Raw genomic sequence first — 13,390 nt, 5'->3', positions numbered from 1 at the left:
CATCGGGCGTCGCTAGATGTCGAACTCCCAGGAGTCGGCGTCCTCGCGCGGTTGACGCGAGCGGCTGCGGGGCGCTGCCTCGGCCTCGTCGGCTCCTGACCTGCGGTAGCGCACCTGGGAAACGGGGTGCCGAGTGCCGGTTCCGTTGCCGCGCCCCTCAGCTCCCGGCGGAGCCGGCCGGCGCCGGGGCATCGATTCGGGTGCCTCGGAGGGACGGTAGCTGCGCGGATGCGGATCCCGATTGGCCCTCGAGAGCGGGTCAGCTTGGCGCGAGGCGTCCTGGGGCGGGCGCGGCCGGCGCCGCGGCTCGTCTTGCCAGTCGGGTGCCGGACGCCGGCGCGGCTGGCGCTCGTCGTGCGCCTCGGGAGCCGGGCGTCGCCGCCGCTGCACGGGTTCGTCGCGGCCGTCCGCTGCGGGACGCCGACGCCGACGCGGGCGCGGGTGGTCTGCGGCGCGGGCGTCCAGGTCCGGCCGAACGTGCCGCGAACGCGTCGGTGCCGAGCCGTTGGAAGCACCGCGGCGCTCGGTGGAGCGGGTCCGTGATCGGGCCCCAGAACCCCCACGCGCGGCCCGCCGGGACTCTGCGGTGGCGCGACGCGGGCGCTGACCCGGGCGCTCGCCGCGGGAGGCCGGCTTCTCGATGGCGTGCGCGGGGTTGCGGGTCAGGGCCGAGGTGAGCATGGCGCCGATGCGGTCGCTGAATGTGGCCCGCTTCGGGGTGGCGTCGTCTTCGCTATCGCGGGTCTCGCGCTTCGCGGTTCCGCCCAGCATCCCCAGATACCACCGGACCATCCCGACCAGCAGCACGGCCGCGGCCGTGAACAGCATCAGCGGGAAACGTTCGATCAGGGGGTAGCCGCAGTTGATGACGATGGCCTTGAGGCCCGGGAACCCGCCGCCGCGCAGCATCCAGTACGCGCCGGGCACGGTGGCGAACAGGATCAATGGCGGCTGGACCACCGTGGTGAACACCGCCGATTGCTGCACCATGAGAACCGCGGCGATACAGCCCATCGCGTAGAGGGCGGAGAAGACGATGGACAGTTCTTTGTCGCCGGAGCCGGCGTCGAAGGCCACTCCGACCGCGGTCGCGACCACCGCCACTGCCACCGCACTCCACCACGGCAAACCGGCGATGCTCGGCAAGATCGAACGGTGGTCAGCGGCCACTGCCGACTTCTCCCGCGCTACTGCCACACACTGAAGGTACCGGCTGGCGGCGGCGGGGGCGCACGGCGGCACGCCCCGGGCTCTAGACTTGGCTTCCCGTGAGCCTGAGCCTGGGAATCGTGGGGTTGCCCAACGTTGGTAAGTCGACCCTGTTCAACGCGCTGACACACAACGATGTGTTGGCCGCCAACTACCCGTTCGCGACGATCGAGCCCAACGAGGGCGTGGTACCGCTGCCCGATCCCCGGCTGACCAAGCTGGCGGAGATCTTCGGCTCCGAGCGGATCCTGCCCGCGCCGGTGACGTTCGTCGACATCGCCGGCATCGTCAAGGGCGCCTCGGAGGGGGCCGGGCTGGGCAACAAGTTCCTGGCCAACATCCGCGAGTGCGACGCCATCTGTCAGGTGGTGCGGGTGTTCGCCGACGACGACGTGGTGCACGTCGACGGCAAGGTGGACCCCGAGGCCGACATCGAGGTGATCGCCACCGAGCTGATCCTGGCTGACATGCAGACCCTGGAGAAGGCGGTTCCGCGGCTGGAGAAGGAAGCTCGCAACAACAAGGACCGCAAGCCCATGCACGAGGCCGCGGTGGCCGCCGCGGCGATCCTCGACACCGGCAAGACCCTGTTCGCCGCCGGGGTGGACACCGCGCCGCTGCGCGAGCTGAACCTGCTGACCACCAAGCCCTTCCTGTATGTGTTCAACGCCGACGAGTCGGTGCTCACCGATGCCGCGCGGGTCGCCGCGTTGCGCGAGCTGGTGGCCCCGGCCGACGCGGTGTTCCTCGACGCCAAGATCGAAGCCGAGCTCGCCGAGCTCGACGACGAGTCGGCGATGGAGCTGCTGGAGTCGATCGGGCAGAGCGAGCGCGGCCTGGATGCCTTGGCGCGGGCCGGATTTCACACTCTGAAGCTGCAGACCTACCTGACCGCCGGGCCCAAGGAGGCGCGGGCCTGGACCATCCACCAGGGCGACACCGCGCCCAAGGCCGCCGGGGTGATTCACACCGACTTCGAGAAGGGCTTCATCAAGGCCGAGGTGGTCTCCTACGACGACCTGGTCGAGGCCGGATCGATGGCTGCGGCCAAGGCCGCCGGCAAGGTGCGCATGGAGGGCAAGGACTACGTGATGGCCGACGGGGACGTGGTGGAGTTCCGGTTCAACGTCTGATCGCTCGAGATCACGCGATCACTTCGCCGAGGAACGCGGAGACACCGAAGTCGCCGACGTGTGTCTCGCCGGTGACCTCACCGCGACGGCGATAGGGGAGGCTCATCCTCATGTCGGTGGTTGAGGCGATCTACCTGGTCGCGGCTGTGCTGTGGATTGTTGTGGTGGTGGCCGCGGCGTGCGTCGGAGGCCACTACCTGGTGAAGCTTCGTGCCAGGCGCCGCCAGGTGACCGGGCTGATCGACACCTTGCGGCTGTCCATCGAGCACGCCATCAGCCCGTACCGGGCAGTGGCCGCCGTCGGTGCCGCCGTTCTTCAGCGTGCGGTTGCCGGAGGCGGCGTCCTCGGGAGCGTCGCTCAGTTGATGATCTCGTCGAGCCCGTCAGCGCGCAGCGCGGCCAGCCGATCACGCCACTCCTGAAGTGCCTCGGGCGTCAGTCGCGGCCAGTCGATGATCTCTTCGGCGACGCGCAGCGGTGCACTGCTGCGATAGGAGCGGGTCGGGTTGCCGGGGAACTTCTTGTCGGTGACGTTGGGGTCGTTCTCGAACGCGCCAGTGGGCTCCACGCGATACACCCGCGGTTCCCCGTGGCCGGCGGCGAGCTCGGCCGCTAGCCCGGCACCGCTGAGCAGCGCGGTGAAGTAGATGTGGTTCATCACGAGCTCGGGCCGGTAGTTGGACCGGAAGCCCGCGCTGAGTAGGTCACCCACCATCAGTTGGGCCTTGGTGCCGTGAAAGAACGGGCCCGCTTCCTCGATCGCGTCCATCGGCTACAGGGTATCGACGCGTGGAGGCCCTCGATCGGTAATCTGACCGCGGTGCGGATTCGTGACTGCGTGGGGCCTGCCGAATATCCCCGGCTGGTGGCGATCTGGCGCAGCGCCGTCGACGCGACCCACCACTTTCTGGCTGATGCAGATCGCGCGGACATCGAGAGTCAACTGGCCGATGTCTACTTCCCGGCCGTTCGCCTCACCGTCGCTGAGATCGACGGAGACCCGGTGGGTTTCGCCGGCACGGCGGGGGAGCACCTGGAGATGTTGTTCGTCCACGCCGACGCTCGCGGCCACGGGGTCGGAAGCGCGCTACTCCAACACGTGATCGCCGAGCAGGGAATCCGCTTGGTGGACGTCAATGAGCAGAACGAGCAGGCGGTCGAGTTCTACGTTCGGCGCGGTTTTGTTGTCGCCGGCCGCAGTGAGCTTGATGAGGCGGGTCGGCCATATCCGTTGCTGCACATGGAGGCACTGCTCACGCCGGTCCTGAGCTATCTGGACGAGGATCGGCCGGGAGATCTGGCCGGAGCCTATCTCTACGGGTCGGCGGCCGCGGCCGGGCTGCGGCCGGACAGCGACGTCGATCTGCTGGTTCTCACACGTACGTCGCTGTCGGAGGCCGAGCGGGCGTCGCTGGTGGCAATTCTGTTGGGTGTGTCCGGGTGGAGCGGGCATGCCGCCCAATTCCCCGAGGTTGCCAACCGTCGGCCGTTGGAGCTGACCAGCCTCGTCGTGGCCGACGTTGATCCGTTGCCGCAGACACCCCGCCGCGACTTCCAATTCGGCGAATGGTTGCGCGCGGAGCTGCTGGACGGCCACGTCCCGACTGCCGTTCCCGATCCCGACGTGGTGGTGCTGCTGGCCACCGCCCAGAGCGCTCGCCGGGTGTTGCGCGGCCAGCCGCTCGAGGATCTGGTCGCGCCGGTGCCGCCCGAGCGGCTCCGGCGAGCCCAGCTCGCGTTGTTGCCCGAGCTCATGAACGACCCGGCGGGCGAGGAGAGGTTCTTCCTGCTGACCTTGGCTCGCATGCTGGTCACGATCGAGACCGGGCAGATCGTCGCCAAGGACATTGCCGCGCAACGGGTCGCACCGAGATTGACGGGACACGATCGTGCCCTGCTGGAGCTGGCCGGGCAGGATTATCTAGGCCTTGCCCAGGTGAACTGGCGCGACCATTACGACCACGTAGTGGCGTTGATTCCAAAGCTGGTCGGCCTGATCCGACAGGCCGACGCCGTCGCGTCGGACGTTAAATCGCGATCCGCCACCAGGTTCGGCAGCCGCTGTTAGCCTCCGAAAAGGTGGGCAAAAAGTTGGCCCAACTGTCGCGATGGAGATGAAAATGCGAGGTCAACGAATTGCTATTTTGGCGGGAGTGTTAGCTGGCGGTTCAATGGTGCTGGCCGGCCCGGCCTACGCCGATCCGCCGAGCGGTCGGTACCAGGTAACCGGGCAAGGGCTACAGGATGATTTCTACTGGGAACTCAGCTCGTGCGGTTCGGACTGCCTGAACATTGCGCCATCCGGGCAACTGCACCGGCAAGGCAGGGAGTGGGCGGGCACCACCACCGGCGGTTGCCAGACCACTCTGGACGAGGGCTCGCTGACCGGTAGTTATCAGTGCCCGATGCTTCCGCCGATTGCCATCACCCTGGTGAGTGCCGGCTGAAAGAAGCGGTTAGCGCAGCGGATTCCAGTTCAACGGGTAAGTCCCGCGGTCAGTCGAGGGGTTCCACCCATTGCACGCGAGACGGTCCCGGGCTGAAGGGATCGCCGAAATACTGCGTCTCACGAACGACTACACCGTCCACGAACTCCATCACGCTCACCACATACGACGGCTGGCCGTCGTAGGTGAGCACTAGTTCACTGATCCACAGATCACCACCGCCGCGGATGCGGCGGACCGTGAAGCGCTTGGCATTCGGCTGGGCTTCCCGCGACGCCTGAATGCGATCGCGGCCACGGATCCGCTCACCCGACTGCGGGTATTCGAGGACCGCATCGGCCCGGTAGATCCGGTGTTCGGCGTCGAAGTCGTTCGCATCCTAGGACGCCCAGTGCGCCATGAGCGCGGCGCGGATGCCGGCGTGATCGGCCATGCTAACGACGGTATCGGCTTTTCGCCCGATTGGGATCAGTCAGATCGAATGCCTGAACCGCACCCGGTTACCAGATGACGGCGAGCCCCGCGGCCGTCAGCACTAAAGCGCCTGCAGCATAGAACAGCGGGCGAGGGGCTTCCCCACCCGACTTGCGCTGCCGGGCCCGGCCGATGCCCAGCACGGCACCGAGGGCGATCAGGATCACCAGTTTGGTGCCGATCTTGGGGTAGTTGAGCACGATGCCGGCTGGCCAGGGCGCAGCCAGCGCAAGCCCGGTGAGCAGCGACAGCACCACGCCGTAGTCCATCACCGGGGTGAGCTGGAAGCGCCGTGCCGCGGCTTCAGCGATCAACGCCCCGAAAGTCACCGCGAATCCGACGATGTGCAGCAGAACTATTACGTGCCGTAGTACCTCCACGTCGCTCAGGCTAGCCGCTGGCGGCGGCAAATGGTATTCCTTCCGGCGTCCTGGCGGTCGCGACGTTCGCCGACGCGGCCCGGGGTCTCTACCCTTACCGCCATGACAGCCTCCACCACTCAACTGGCCGCCGTCGTCGCCGCCACCAGTGACCCCGCCGCCGCCGATCCTGCCGGTTCGCAGGTGGTCTTCCGTGCCTCCGCCGTCGCGCACGACGCGGTCGCCAGCACCGTCACCCTGGGTCAGTACAGCGTCGAAGTGGACGAGCCGCCGGCGCTCGGCGGTGAGAACACCGCGCCTAACCCGGTCGAGTACTACTTGGCATCGCTGCTGTCCTGCCAGGTGGTCACCTGGCGGTACTGGGCCGAGAAGCTGGGTATCGCCGTCGATCAGATCACCGGGCGCGCCGAAGGCGACCTGGACGTGCGCGGGTTCTTCGGCCTGGACGACTCGGTGCGCCCCGGCTTCAAAGAGGTGCGGGTGGTCGTCACCGTGACCGGCCCGGAAACCGAGGAGCGGTACCGGGAACTGCATCAGGTCGTCGAAAAGCACTGCCCGGTACTGGATTTGACTACCAATGTCACCCCGGTGCGCAGCACGCTGGAAATCGGATAGCGGCGATGATCTTCATCGTGGTCAAGTTCGCGGTCAAGCCGGAGTGGGCTGAGCGCTGGCCGCAGCTGGTGGCTGGCTTCACCGAGGCCACCCGTGCCGAGCCGGGCAACCTGTGGTTCGACTGGTCGCGCAGCCTGGAGGATCCGAACGAGTACGTGCTCGTGGAGGCCTTCCGGGATGGCGCGGCCGGCGGCGTGCACGTCAACAGTGACCACTTCAAGCAGGCCATGGCCGACATGCCGCAGGCGCTGGTGTCGACACCGAAGATCATCAGCCAGCAGATCGACGCGACGGACTGGTCGGCGATGGGCGAGCTGACAGTCGATTAGGCCGACTAGCGCACGACGACGATCTCCCGGCCCAGCTGATAGCCGGGGGTCAACGGCAAGATGTCGCCGCTCCAGAATGACCCGGGGTCGAACCAGTTCGAATTCTTGTCGGTCGACAGCAGTCCCATCTCCTCATAGGTGATGGCCACCGTCTCGGCGCAGTACGCGGTCTGCAACGCGACCTTGCTGTTGCGGGCCTTGCGCCGCTGGCTGATCTCGTGAACCTTGCGGTCCAGAAACGGAATGCCCCGGGTCCAGTCGCTGGCCGTCGGCAACCGCCCGCGCAGCCACCGGCCGGTCAGCCGCGCGGTGGTGGGAAACGCGGTGCCGTCCATCCGCGCGATCGCCTGCAGCAGGTGGTTCTCCTGCTTGCGGGTGATGGTCCCGCTGAGCTGGCGAAACCAGCAGCGCTGCTCGTAGCGGCCCATCCACTGCTCGACGGCGGCCCGGGCGTCGTTGAGCTGCACGCCGCGGTGATTGGTGCCGGTCCAGAAGTCGTGCAGCTTGTCGCCGAGCTCGGCATGCCAGATCAGCGGCGGCAGGTCATCGAGGGCCACCGTCATCCCGACGTGGTTCACCGGAGAATTGGACAGCGTTTGGATGGCGCGGTCTGGGCCGGAACGGCCCCGGAACAGCCAGATGTCGCCGGTGCGCGTTTCAGCGAGCGCGCGCTCCAAAGTCACTGTGTGTTCATCCACGCTCAGCACCATAAAGTGTGAGCGTGCGCAGCATCTGGAAATGGATCGGCCTGGCGGGTGTGGTCGGGGTTGCCGCCGGGGGAGTGCTGGTGGTGCGAGACCAGCGACGGCGACGGGCCTACACGCCCGAGGAAATCCGCGCCCGGCTTCATGAGCGGCTGGCCGAGGCCGGCGGCTCGGATTAGCGCGGCCTAAAGCGGATTACTCCGTGGCGGCGTCGACGGCATAGAGCCGGTGCGTGCCGGCGAAACCCTTCAGTTCGGCGTCGCGGCCGGCACCGACGGCGATGTCGTCGCATTCCTTTACGGCGTCGCGCACCGGCCCACTGATCAGGATCTGGCCACCGTCGGCGGCCGCGGCCACCCGAGCGGCCATCGCCACGTTGCGCCCGAACAAGTCATCGCCGCGGCGTACCGAGCGGCCCATATGGACCCCGATCCGGACCCGGATCGGGTGCTGCGGTTTGCGCCCGCGTCGCGGAGTCAGCCCGTGCTGGATCGCGATGGCGCAGCGCACCGCCTGTTCGGGTTGGGCGAAGGCGATCATGAACCCGTCGCCTTGGCTCTTGACCACGTGCCCGGCGTGCTGGCTCACCAGACGTTGCACCATCTCGTCGTGCCGGGCGATCAGCTTCACCCAGGCGCGGTCGCCGATCCGCTCGTTGAGCGCGGTGGAGCCCTCGATGTCGGTGAACAGCACCACCACATGCCCATTCGGGGTCAGGCGCGCCAGATCGGGACGTTCGACTTCCGCCCAGTCGGCGAGGTCTTCGATCGAACTGCGCACAGCCGCGCCAAACCCCTCCTTGCGCACCAGGTTCGCGGTCTGCCACACGGTCTTGACGGCTTCGCGCCCGCCGGCCAGCAACAGGTTGCGGGTGTCGACCCGACCGCGCAGCGCCTCGATCTCGGCTTGGGCCATCCGCAACTGTCGGGTCAACACCGCCAGGGCGACGGCCTCGGTGACCGCCACCGCCGCCAGCACACCGACCGCCAGCAGCGTCGGCGTCAGCCATCCGATCCCGAACACATTCAGCCCGACACGAACTCGACGACGGCCGCACTGAAGGCATCATTGTCGTCACCGGCTGCGGTGTGGCCGGCGTCAGACAACTCGACCAGACGCGCGCCCGGGACCTTGGACAGGAAATCCGCGACACCCTCGGCGCTGACCACGTCGGACAGCTTGCCGCGGATCAGCAGGATCGGGATCTGCAGTCCCATGGCGGCGGTCTCGATCTTCTCGGTGCGCAACGCCGGATCGTCGCCGGGTTTGGTCATCAGCGCCGGATCCCAGTGCCAGTACCAGCGCCCGTCGCGGAACCGCAGATTCTTCTTCAACCCCTCGGGACTGCGGGGCTTGGCCCGGTGCGGCAGATATGCGGCCACCGCGTCGGCGGCCTGCTCCAGGGAGTCGAAGCCGTCGATGTGGCTGAACATGAAGTCGCGGATCCGGGCGCTGCCGTCCTTCTCGTAACGCGGCACCACGTCGACCAACACCAGCTTGGTCACCCGCTGCGGGCCGGCCTCATCGGCCACCAGAATGCCGGTCAGCCCGCCCATGCTGGCCCCGATCAGGGCCACCGGCCGGCCGATCGCGTCGATCACCGCGATGGCGTCGGCGGTGAGCGTCTCGATGGCGTAGTCGGCATTGGGTGCGCGGTCGCTGTCGCCGTGGCCGCGGGTGTCCAGTGCGACGACGTGATAGCCGCGGTCGGCCAGGATCTGGCCGGTCTTGTGCCAGGAGTGCCGATTCTGTCCACCGCCGTGCAGCATCACGATCGTCGGATGTTCGGCGGCTTCGGTGGCGCCCCGGTTCCATTCGTCGGCGACCAGTGTTACTCCGCCGACGCCGTCGTACGCGACGGTCTGGGCTGTGCGCATCTCAAGATGGTAGATAGTTTGGACGACAGGGCGGACAGAAACGCCTGCTTGGCCCGGCCTGGGGGTGTGTGATGAGTGAACCGCGGTGGATCGACGTGGCTACGCCCGGGGTCGCGCTCAAGGCATTGAGTTGGGGCACACCGGGTGACCCGGTGGCGTTGTGTCTGCACGGGTTTCCCGACACCGCCTACGGATGGCGCCGCCTGGCGCCGCAGTTGGTGTCGGCCGGCTGGCATGTGGTGGCGCCGTTCATGCGCGGTTACGCGCCGTCGTCGATCCCCTCCGACGGCAGCTACCACATCGGCGCTCTGATGGACGACGCGCTGCGGGTGTACGCCGCCGTCGGCGGGACCGGTCGCGACGTGGTGATCGGTCATGACTGGGGCGCGATGGTCGCCACCGGCCTGGCCGCGTTGCCGGACAGTCCGTTCACCAAGGCGGTGATCATGTCGGTGCCGCCGCCGGCATCGCTGCGCGCGGTCCGCGGGACAGACCGGTTCACCCTGGCCGGCCTCCTGCCGGCGCAACTGGTGCGCAGCTGGTACATCAGCTACTTCCAGTTGCCGTGGCTGCCCGACCGGTCCGCGTCCTGGGTGCTGCCGTTGTTGTGGCGGCGGTGGTCGCCCGGGTATGCGGCCGAGGAGGATCTGCGCCACGTCGACGCGGCCATCGGAACGCCGGAGGGCTGGCGTGCCGCGCTCGGGCCCTACCGGGCGCTGCGCAGCCTGCGGGTTCCCGACCGCTATGCCGACCTGCACCGGCACTGGCTGCAACTGCCACTGTTGCAGACGCTGTACCTGCACGGGCGCACCGATGGCTGCATGTCGCCGGCGTTCACGCGGTGGGTGCAGCCGGCGTTGCCCCCGGGCAGTGACGCCGCCGTCGTCGAAAACGCCGGCCACTTCCTGCAACTCGAGCAGCCAGACGAGATCGCCGATCGGGTGCTGCGATTTTTGACCTGACGCGCGGCGAGCGGATGACCGCGATCGACGCGCAGTTCTACTGGATGTCCGCGAAGATCCCCAGCGACCAATTCCTGCTGTACGCCTTCGCCGGGGTGCCCGCCGACCTCGACGACGCGATCGCAGACGTGCTCGACCGAGCCCGAATGATCCCGGACCTGAACATCCGGGTCGCCGATGCCGGGGCGCTGCGCTACCCGCGGTGGGTGCCATGCACCGAGCCCAGCGAGGACGTAGCCGCGATCCGGGCCCCCGGTGACAGCTGGGACGGTTGCCTAGCTGCGGTGGCGCGCCTGACCGACGATCAGCTTGATGTCCGGGTGGCGCCCTGGCGGTTGCACGTGTTCGCGCCGGTCCACGACATTCCCGGGCACCGCGGCGCGGCCACGGTAGCGGTGTTGCAGGTGGCGCATGCCCTCGCCGACGGGGGGCGGGCTTCTGCGTTGGCCGCCTGGCTGTTCGGCCGGACCGCACCGGTGGGCGAGGTGCGGCCACCGGGCCGTGGTTTCCTGCCGTGGCGTGCGGTTGTCGCGGCGCGCACCCACCGCAGCCGAGTCGATGACACTGCGGCGGGACTCTTGCCGCCCCCGGTCGGTGACCGCCCCCCGTTGGCCACCAATAACCGGCCGGCCGGTGGCCGGACACTGCGCACCCTGGTGCGGCAGCGCACCGAACTGCGCGGACCGACCGTCACCGTGGCGGTGCTGTCAGCGGTCTCAGCGGCGCTGTCGGAGTATCTCGACGAACCGTGCGACGAACTGGGTGCTGAGGTTCCGATGGCCAAATCCGGTGAGCGCCAAGCGCACAACCACTTCGGCAATATTCCGGTCGGGCTCTACCCACTGCTGGGCCACGATGCACGCTGCGAACGGATCGCCGCCGACATCGCCGGGGGCCGGTTGCGCGGCCGCCACCCGGCGGCGGCCGCGGCCGATCGGGCCTTCGCCGCGACACCCGCGGCGCTGCTGCGCTGGGGTATCGACCATTTCGACCCCGACGCCCGGCCGGCGCGGGTGACCGGCAACACCGTGGTCTCCAGCGTGCACCGGGGCGCCGCGGACCTGCGTTTCGGTGCGGTGCCGGTACTGCTCACTGCGGGGTTCCCGGCGCTGTCCCAGGCGATGGGGTTGACCCATGGCGTGCACGGCATCGGCGACACGGTGGTCGTGAGCGTGCATTCCGCCGACTCGGCGGTCAGGGATATCGAGGTATATCTGCGATTGCTGGACGCCGCGTTGTAGTTTGAGCAGATGGTCACTGCTGCTGATGTCGCATTGCTGCTCCTGCGCCTGGTTCTCGGACTGACCATGGCCGCGCACGGGTTCAACAAGTTCTTCGGCGGAGGCCGAATCCCCGGCACCGCGGGATGGTTCGAGAGCATCGGCATGAAGTACGGCAAGCTCCAGGCGGTGACGGCGGCAACCGCCGAGATTGCTGCCGGGCTGGGGCTGGCGATCGGACTGCTGACCCCGATCGCCGCCGCCGGATTCGTCGCCCTGATGGCGGTGGCGGTGTGGACCGTGCACCGTTCGAATGGCTTCTTCGTGCTGAGCAACGGCTGGGAGTACAACCTGGTGCTGGCCACCGGCGCCGTCGTGGTGGCGATGCTCGGGCCGGGCTACCTCAGCGCGGACCACCAGATCTTCTGCCATTGCTGGAAGAACGGCTGGCCGGGCCTGTGGATCTCGGTTGGCCTCGGGCTGGCGGGCGCCATCGGCCAGCTGGCACTGTTCTACCGTCCGGGCGGAACCGGCACGACCGGCGAGTAGGGCAACCCGCTGCCGGCGTTCTCGTCGACGACCACCCGCCGGCCCAGATAGGGGAACGCGCGCTGCGGGCACGCCTCGCGTTCGCAGATCTTGCAACCCGCACCGATCGGCACCACGGTGGCAGCGTCACCCAGGGCGACGCCGGTGGAGTACACCAGCTTGTCCGCATGCGCCAGATCGCAACCCAGCCCGACGGCGAAGGTCTTGTGCTGGCCCAGATAGCCGCGCCCCTCGGGCGGCGTGGTGGTGGCGATCCAGAAGTACTTGCGGCCGTCGGGCATCTGCGCCACCTGGGTGACGATCCGGCCCGGTTGGCTGAAAGCGTCGTGCACCACCCACAGCGGGCAGCTACCCCCCACCCGGCTGAAGTGAAACGCGGTGGCTGACTGGCGCTTCGAGATGTTTCCCGCCTTGTCGGTGCGCACGAAGATGAACGGCACCCCGCGACGTCCGGGCTGCTGCAGGGTCGACAGGCGATGGCACACCGTCTCGAAGCCGACCTCGAAGCGGCGTCCCAGCAGGTCGATGTCGTAGCGCAGATCGGTGGCGGAACGCTGGAATTGCCGATACGGCAACAGGAACGCTCCGGCGAAGTAGTTGGCCAACCCGATCTTGGCCACCCCGCGGGACTCCGGGCTCAACGACTGGTCTTGCGCCACGATGTCCGACATCAACTCCTGCTGGGTCAGCAGTGCCAGTTGGGTGGCGATTTGGAAGGCCCGCTGGCCGGCCAGCAACCAATGCGCGATTCGCAGCACCCGAGTCGTCGGGTCGAAGACCCGTTTGGTTCCCGCGGGCAGGTCGTCGACGATCGCCACAGTGATGTCGAACCGGTCGGCCATCAGCGCCGACAGCTGAATATCCAAGCCGCCGAAGCGCATCCCCGTCTCGACGAACAGTCGCTCTGCGGCGTTGTCGAGTTCGCCGATGTAGTTGTTGCGGTCGTAGAAGAAGTCACGGACCTCCTCGAACGGCATCGGCCGCGCCACGGTCTGCGTCGAGTCGCCCGAGATCTGTGACCGGTAGGACTCCAATTCCTCGGTGGCCCCGCGTAGTTGGCGATGCATGGTCAGCAGACTGTTGCCGATATCGGGCATCCGCGCGACGAGTTCCTCGATCTGACTGTCGCTGGCGGCGTGTTCGCCGGCCGTGGCGGTGAACATGTCGCGCAGGTCGGCCACCAGCCGGGCATCGGCGTCCCCGGAGAAGTACTGCGCGGGCAGGCTGAACCGGTCGGTGAGCGCCAGCAGCACCGGTACGGTGATCGGCCGCTGGTCGTTCTCGAGCTGGTTGACATAGCTGGTCGACAGGTTCAGGGCGCGTGCCAGGGCCACTTGGGTCAGGCCGCGATCCTCACGCAGGCGTCGCAGCCGGGCCCCGGCGAAGGTCCGGGTTGTGGTGGGTGCCATGTCGTGCAGCGTAACCCGCGAATGCATTCGCAAGGTTCGCAATTCTGGCCAACTTAGGACGCAGTAATACGCATTTCCCATG

The 13,390-nt window shown here is 68.0% G+C and carries 17 protein-coding genes; 10 read left to right on the top strand and 7 right to left on the bottom strand.

All coding sequences use genetic code 11. The features are described from left to right. Positions 1 to 12 precede the first annotated feature (12 nt). The gene (locus LI94_RS01040) at positions 13 to 1,197 is read right to left on the bottom strand and encodes a DUF6542 domain-containing protein (protein ID WP_046300017.1); all 1,185 of its coding nucleotides are present in this window, start codon (positions 1,195 to 1,197) and stop codon (positions 13 to 15) included. Positions 1,198 to 1,268: 71 nt separating this feature from the next. Between LI94_RS01040 and ychF the strand changes: the two genes are divergently transcribed. Together ychF and LI94_RS23620 are read left to right on the top strand one after the other, a co-directional pair. Beyond that, the gene (ychF, locus tag LI94_RS01035) at positions 1,269 to 2,342 is read left to right on the top strand and encodes a redox-regulated ATPase YchF (protein WP_046300016.1); all 1,074 of its coding nucleotides are present in this window, start codon (positions 1,269 to 1,271) and stop codon (positions 2,340 to 2,342) included. 110 nt (positions 2,343 to 2,452) lie between these two features. Continuing rightward, positions 2,453 to 2,764, top strand: a complete 312-nt coding sequence (locus LI94_RS23620) for a hypothetical protein (protein WP_024441124.1) — start codon at positions 2,453 to 2,455, stop codon at positions 2,762 to 2,764. Here the strand turns inward: LI94_RS23620 and arr are convergent. Next, positions 2,701 to 3,111 carry an NAD(+)--rifampin ADP-ribosyltransferase gene (gene arr / locus LI94_RS01025; RefSeq protein ID WP_024441125.1) on the bottom strand — a complete coding sequence of 137 codons (411 nt, stop codon included), beginning with the start codon at positions 3,109 to 3,111 and terminating at the stop codon, positions 2,701 to 2,703. The two genes, LI94_RS23620 and arr, sit on opposite strands and share 64 nt — an antisense overlap. 51 nt (positions 3,112 to 3,162) lie before the next feature. On the opposite strand from arr, the gene LI94_RS24315 reads away from it, so the two are divergent. Together LI94_RS24315 and LI94_RS01010 are read left to right on the top strand one after the other, a co-directional pair. Beyond that, complete coding sequence (locus LI94_RS24315; RefSeq protein ID WP_343252033.1) at positions 3,163 to 4,410, top strand: acetyltransferase; 1,248 nt, start codon at positions 3,163 to 3,165, stop codon at positions 4,408 to 4,410. A gap of 40 nt (positions 4,411 to 4,450) precedes the next feature. Then, positions 4,451 to 4,789 carry a hypothetical protein gene (locus LI94_RS01010; RefSeq protein ID WP_152664720.1) on the top strand — a complete coding sequence of 113 codons (339 nt, stop codon included), beginning with the start codon at positions 4,451 to 4,453 and terminating at the stop codon, positions 4,787 to 4,789. Positions 4,790 to 5,289: 500 nt separating this feature from the next. Here the strand turns inward: LI94_RS01010 and LI94_RS01000 are convergent, their stop codons facing one another. Continuing rightward, positions 5,290 to 5,643: a hypothetical protein gene (locus tag LI94_RS01000; protein ID WP_024441128.1), complete on the bottom strand. Its 354-nt coding sequence runs from the start codon at positions 5,641 to 5,643 to the stop codon at positions 5,290 to 5,292. A 102-nt stretch (positions 5,644 to 5,745) separates the two neighbouring features. Between LI94_RS01000 and LI94_RS00995 the strand changes: the two genes are divergently transcribed. Both LI94_RS00995 and LI94_RS00990 read left to right on the top strand, forming a co-directional pair. Then, on the top strand, positions 5,746 to 6,258 hold the full coding sequence (locus tag LI94_RS00995) for an OsmC family protein (RefSeq protein ID WP_046300014.1): 513 nt from the start codon (positions 5,746 to 5,748) through the stop codon (positions 6,256 to 6,258). A 5-nt stretch (positions 6,259 to 6,263) separates the two neighbouring features. After that, positions 6,264 to 6,587 (top strand): putative quinol monooxygenase, encoded by a 324-nt coding sequence (locus LI94_RS00990; RefSeq protein ID WP_046300013.1) that lies wholly within the window; start codon positions 6,264 to 6,266, stop codon positions 6,585 to 6,587. 5 nt (positions 6,588 to 6,592) lie between these two features. Here the strand turns inward: LI94_RS00990 and LI94_RS00985 are convergent, their stop codons facing one another. Beyond that, complete coding sequence (locus LI94_RS00985) at positions 6,593 to 7,297, bottom strand: guanylate cyclase (RefSeq protein WP_192830881.1); 705 nt, start codon at positions 7,295 to 7,297, stop codon at positions 6,593 to 6,595. An 11-nt stretch (positions 7,298 to 7,308) separates the two neighbouring features. Here LI94_RS00985 and LI94_RS22955 point away from each other — a divergent pair, with 11 nt between their 5' ends. Continuing rightward, positions 7,309 to 7,470: a hypothetical protein gene (locus LI94_RS22955; RefSeq protein WP_152664719.1), complete on the top strand. Its 162-nt coding sequence runs from the start codon at positions 7,309 to 7,311 to the stop codon at positions 7,468 to 7,470. A gap of 16 nt (positions 7,471 to 7,486) precedes the next feature. On the opposite strand, the gene LI94_RS00980 is transcribed toward LI94_RS22955, so the two are convergent. Together LI94_RS00980 and LI94_RS00975 are read right to left on the bottom strand one after the other, a co-directional pair. Continuing rightward, positions 7,487 to 8,296, bottom strand: coding sequence for an adenylate/guanylate cyclase domain-containing protein (locus tag LI94_RS00980; RefSeq protein ID WP_192830884.1), 810 nt, complete (start codon positions 8,294 to 8,296; stop codon positions 7,487 to 7,489). 20 nt (positions 8,297 to 8,316) lie between these two features. Continuing rightward, positions 8,317 to 9,168 (bottom strand): alpha/beta hydrolase, encoded by an 852-nt coding sequence (locus tag LI94_RS00975; RefSeq protein ID WP_046300011.1) that lies wholly within the window; start codon positions 9,166 to 9,168, stop codon positions 8,317 to 8,319. Between the two features lie 71 nt (positions 9,169 to 9,239). Here LI94_RS00975 and LI94_RS00970 point away from each other — a divergent pair, with 71 nt between their 5' ends. The 3 genes from LI94_RS00970 to LI94_RS00960 are packed head-to-tail and all read left to right on the top strand — an operon-like array spanning position 9,240 to position 11,899. Beyond that, entirely contained in the window at positions 9,240 to 10,130 is an 891-nt protein-coding gene (locus LI94_RS00970) for an alpha/beta hydrolase (RefSeq protein ID WP_024441134.1), read from the top strand. 14 nt (positions 10,131 to 10,144) lie between these two features. Next, positions 10,145 to 11,371 carry a hypothetical protein gene (locus LI94_RS00965; RefSeq protein ID WP_046300010.1) on the top strand — a complete coding sequence of 409 codons (1,227 nt, stop codon included), beginning with the start codon at positions 10,145 to 10,147 and terminating at the stop codon, positions 11,369 to 11,371. 9 nt (positions 11,372 to 11,380) lie between these two features. Beyond that, positions 11,381 to 11,899 carry a DoxX family protein gene (locus LI94_RS00960; RefSeq protein WP_046300009.1) on the top strand — a complete coding sequence of 173 codons (519 nt, stop codon included), beginning with the start codon at positions 11,381 to 11,383 and terminating at the stop codon, positions 11,897 to 11,899. Here the strand turns inward: LI94_RS00960 and LI94_RS00955 are convergent. Next, positions 11,863 to 13,308 (bottom strand): short-chain fatty acyl-CoA regulator family protein, encoded by a 1,446-nt coding sequence (locus LI94_RS00955; protein ID WP_046300036.1) that lies wholly within the window; start codon positions 13,306 to 13,308, stop codon positions 11,863 to 11,865. The genes LI94_RS00960 and LI94_RS00955 overlap by 37 nt on opposite strands. Between the last annotated feature and the right edge of the window lie 82 nt (positions 13,309 to 13,390).

It is taken from the genome of Mycobacterium sp. UM_Kg27, from assembly GCF_000972905.1.
Classification (GTDB): domain Bacteria; phylum Actinomycetota; class Actinomycetes; order Mycobacteriales; family Mycobacteriaceae; genus Mycobacterium.
This window is presented reverse-complemented; position numbering and strand designations above follow the sequence as displayed.

Excerpts from the sequence above, each read along its gene's own strand:
- LI94_RS00960 (WP_046300009.1), top strand. The coding sequence starts at position 11,381 with ATGGTCACTGCTGCTGATGTCGCATTGCTGCTCCTGCGCCTGGTTCTC.
- LI94_RS00995 (WP_046300014.1), top strand. The coding sequence starts at position 5,746 with ATGACAGCCTCCACCACTCAACTGGCCGCCGTCGTCGCCGCCACCAGT.
- LI94_RS23620 (WP_024441124.1), top strand. The coding sequence starts at position 2,453 with ATGTCGGTGGTTGAGGCGATCTACCTGGTCGCGGCTGTGCTGTGGATT.
- LI94_RS00955 (WP_046300036.1), bottom strand. The coding sequence starts at position 13,308 with ATGGCACCCACCACAACCCGGACCTTCGCCGGGGCCCGGCTGCGACGC.
- arr (WP_024441125.1), bottom strand. The coding sequence starts at position 3,111 with ATGGACGCGATCGAGGAAGCGGGCCCGTTCTTTCACGGCACCAAGGCC.
- LI94_RS01010 (WP_152664720.1), top strand. The coding sequence starts at position 4,451 with ATGGAGATGAAAATGCGAGGTCAACGAATTGCTATTTTGGCGGGAGTG.
- LI94_RS00975 (WP_046300011.1), bottom strand. The coding sequence starts at position 9,168 with ATGCGCACAGCCCAGACCGTCGCGTACGACGGCGTCGGCGGAGTAACA.
- LI94_RS00970 (WP_024441134.1), top strand. The coding sequence starts at position 9,240 with ATGAGTGAACCGCGGTGGATCGACGTGGCTACGCCCGGGGTCGCGCTC.
- LI94_RS00990 (WP_046300013.1), top strand. The coding sequence starts at position 6,264 with ATGATCTTCATCGTGGTCAAGTTCGCGGTCAAGCCGGAGTGGGCTGAG.
- LI94_RS00965 (WP_046300010.1), top strand. The coding sequence starts at position 10,145 with ATGACCGCGATCGACGCGCAGTTCTACTGGATGTCCGCGAAGATCCCC.
- LI94_RS00985 (WP_192830881.1), bottom strand. The coding sequence starts at position 7,297 with ATGGTGCTGAGCGTGGATGAACACACAGTGACTTTGGAGCGCGCGCTC.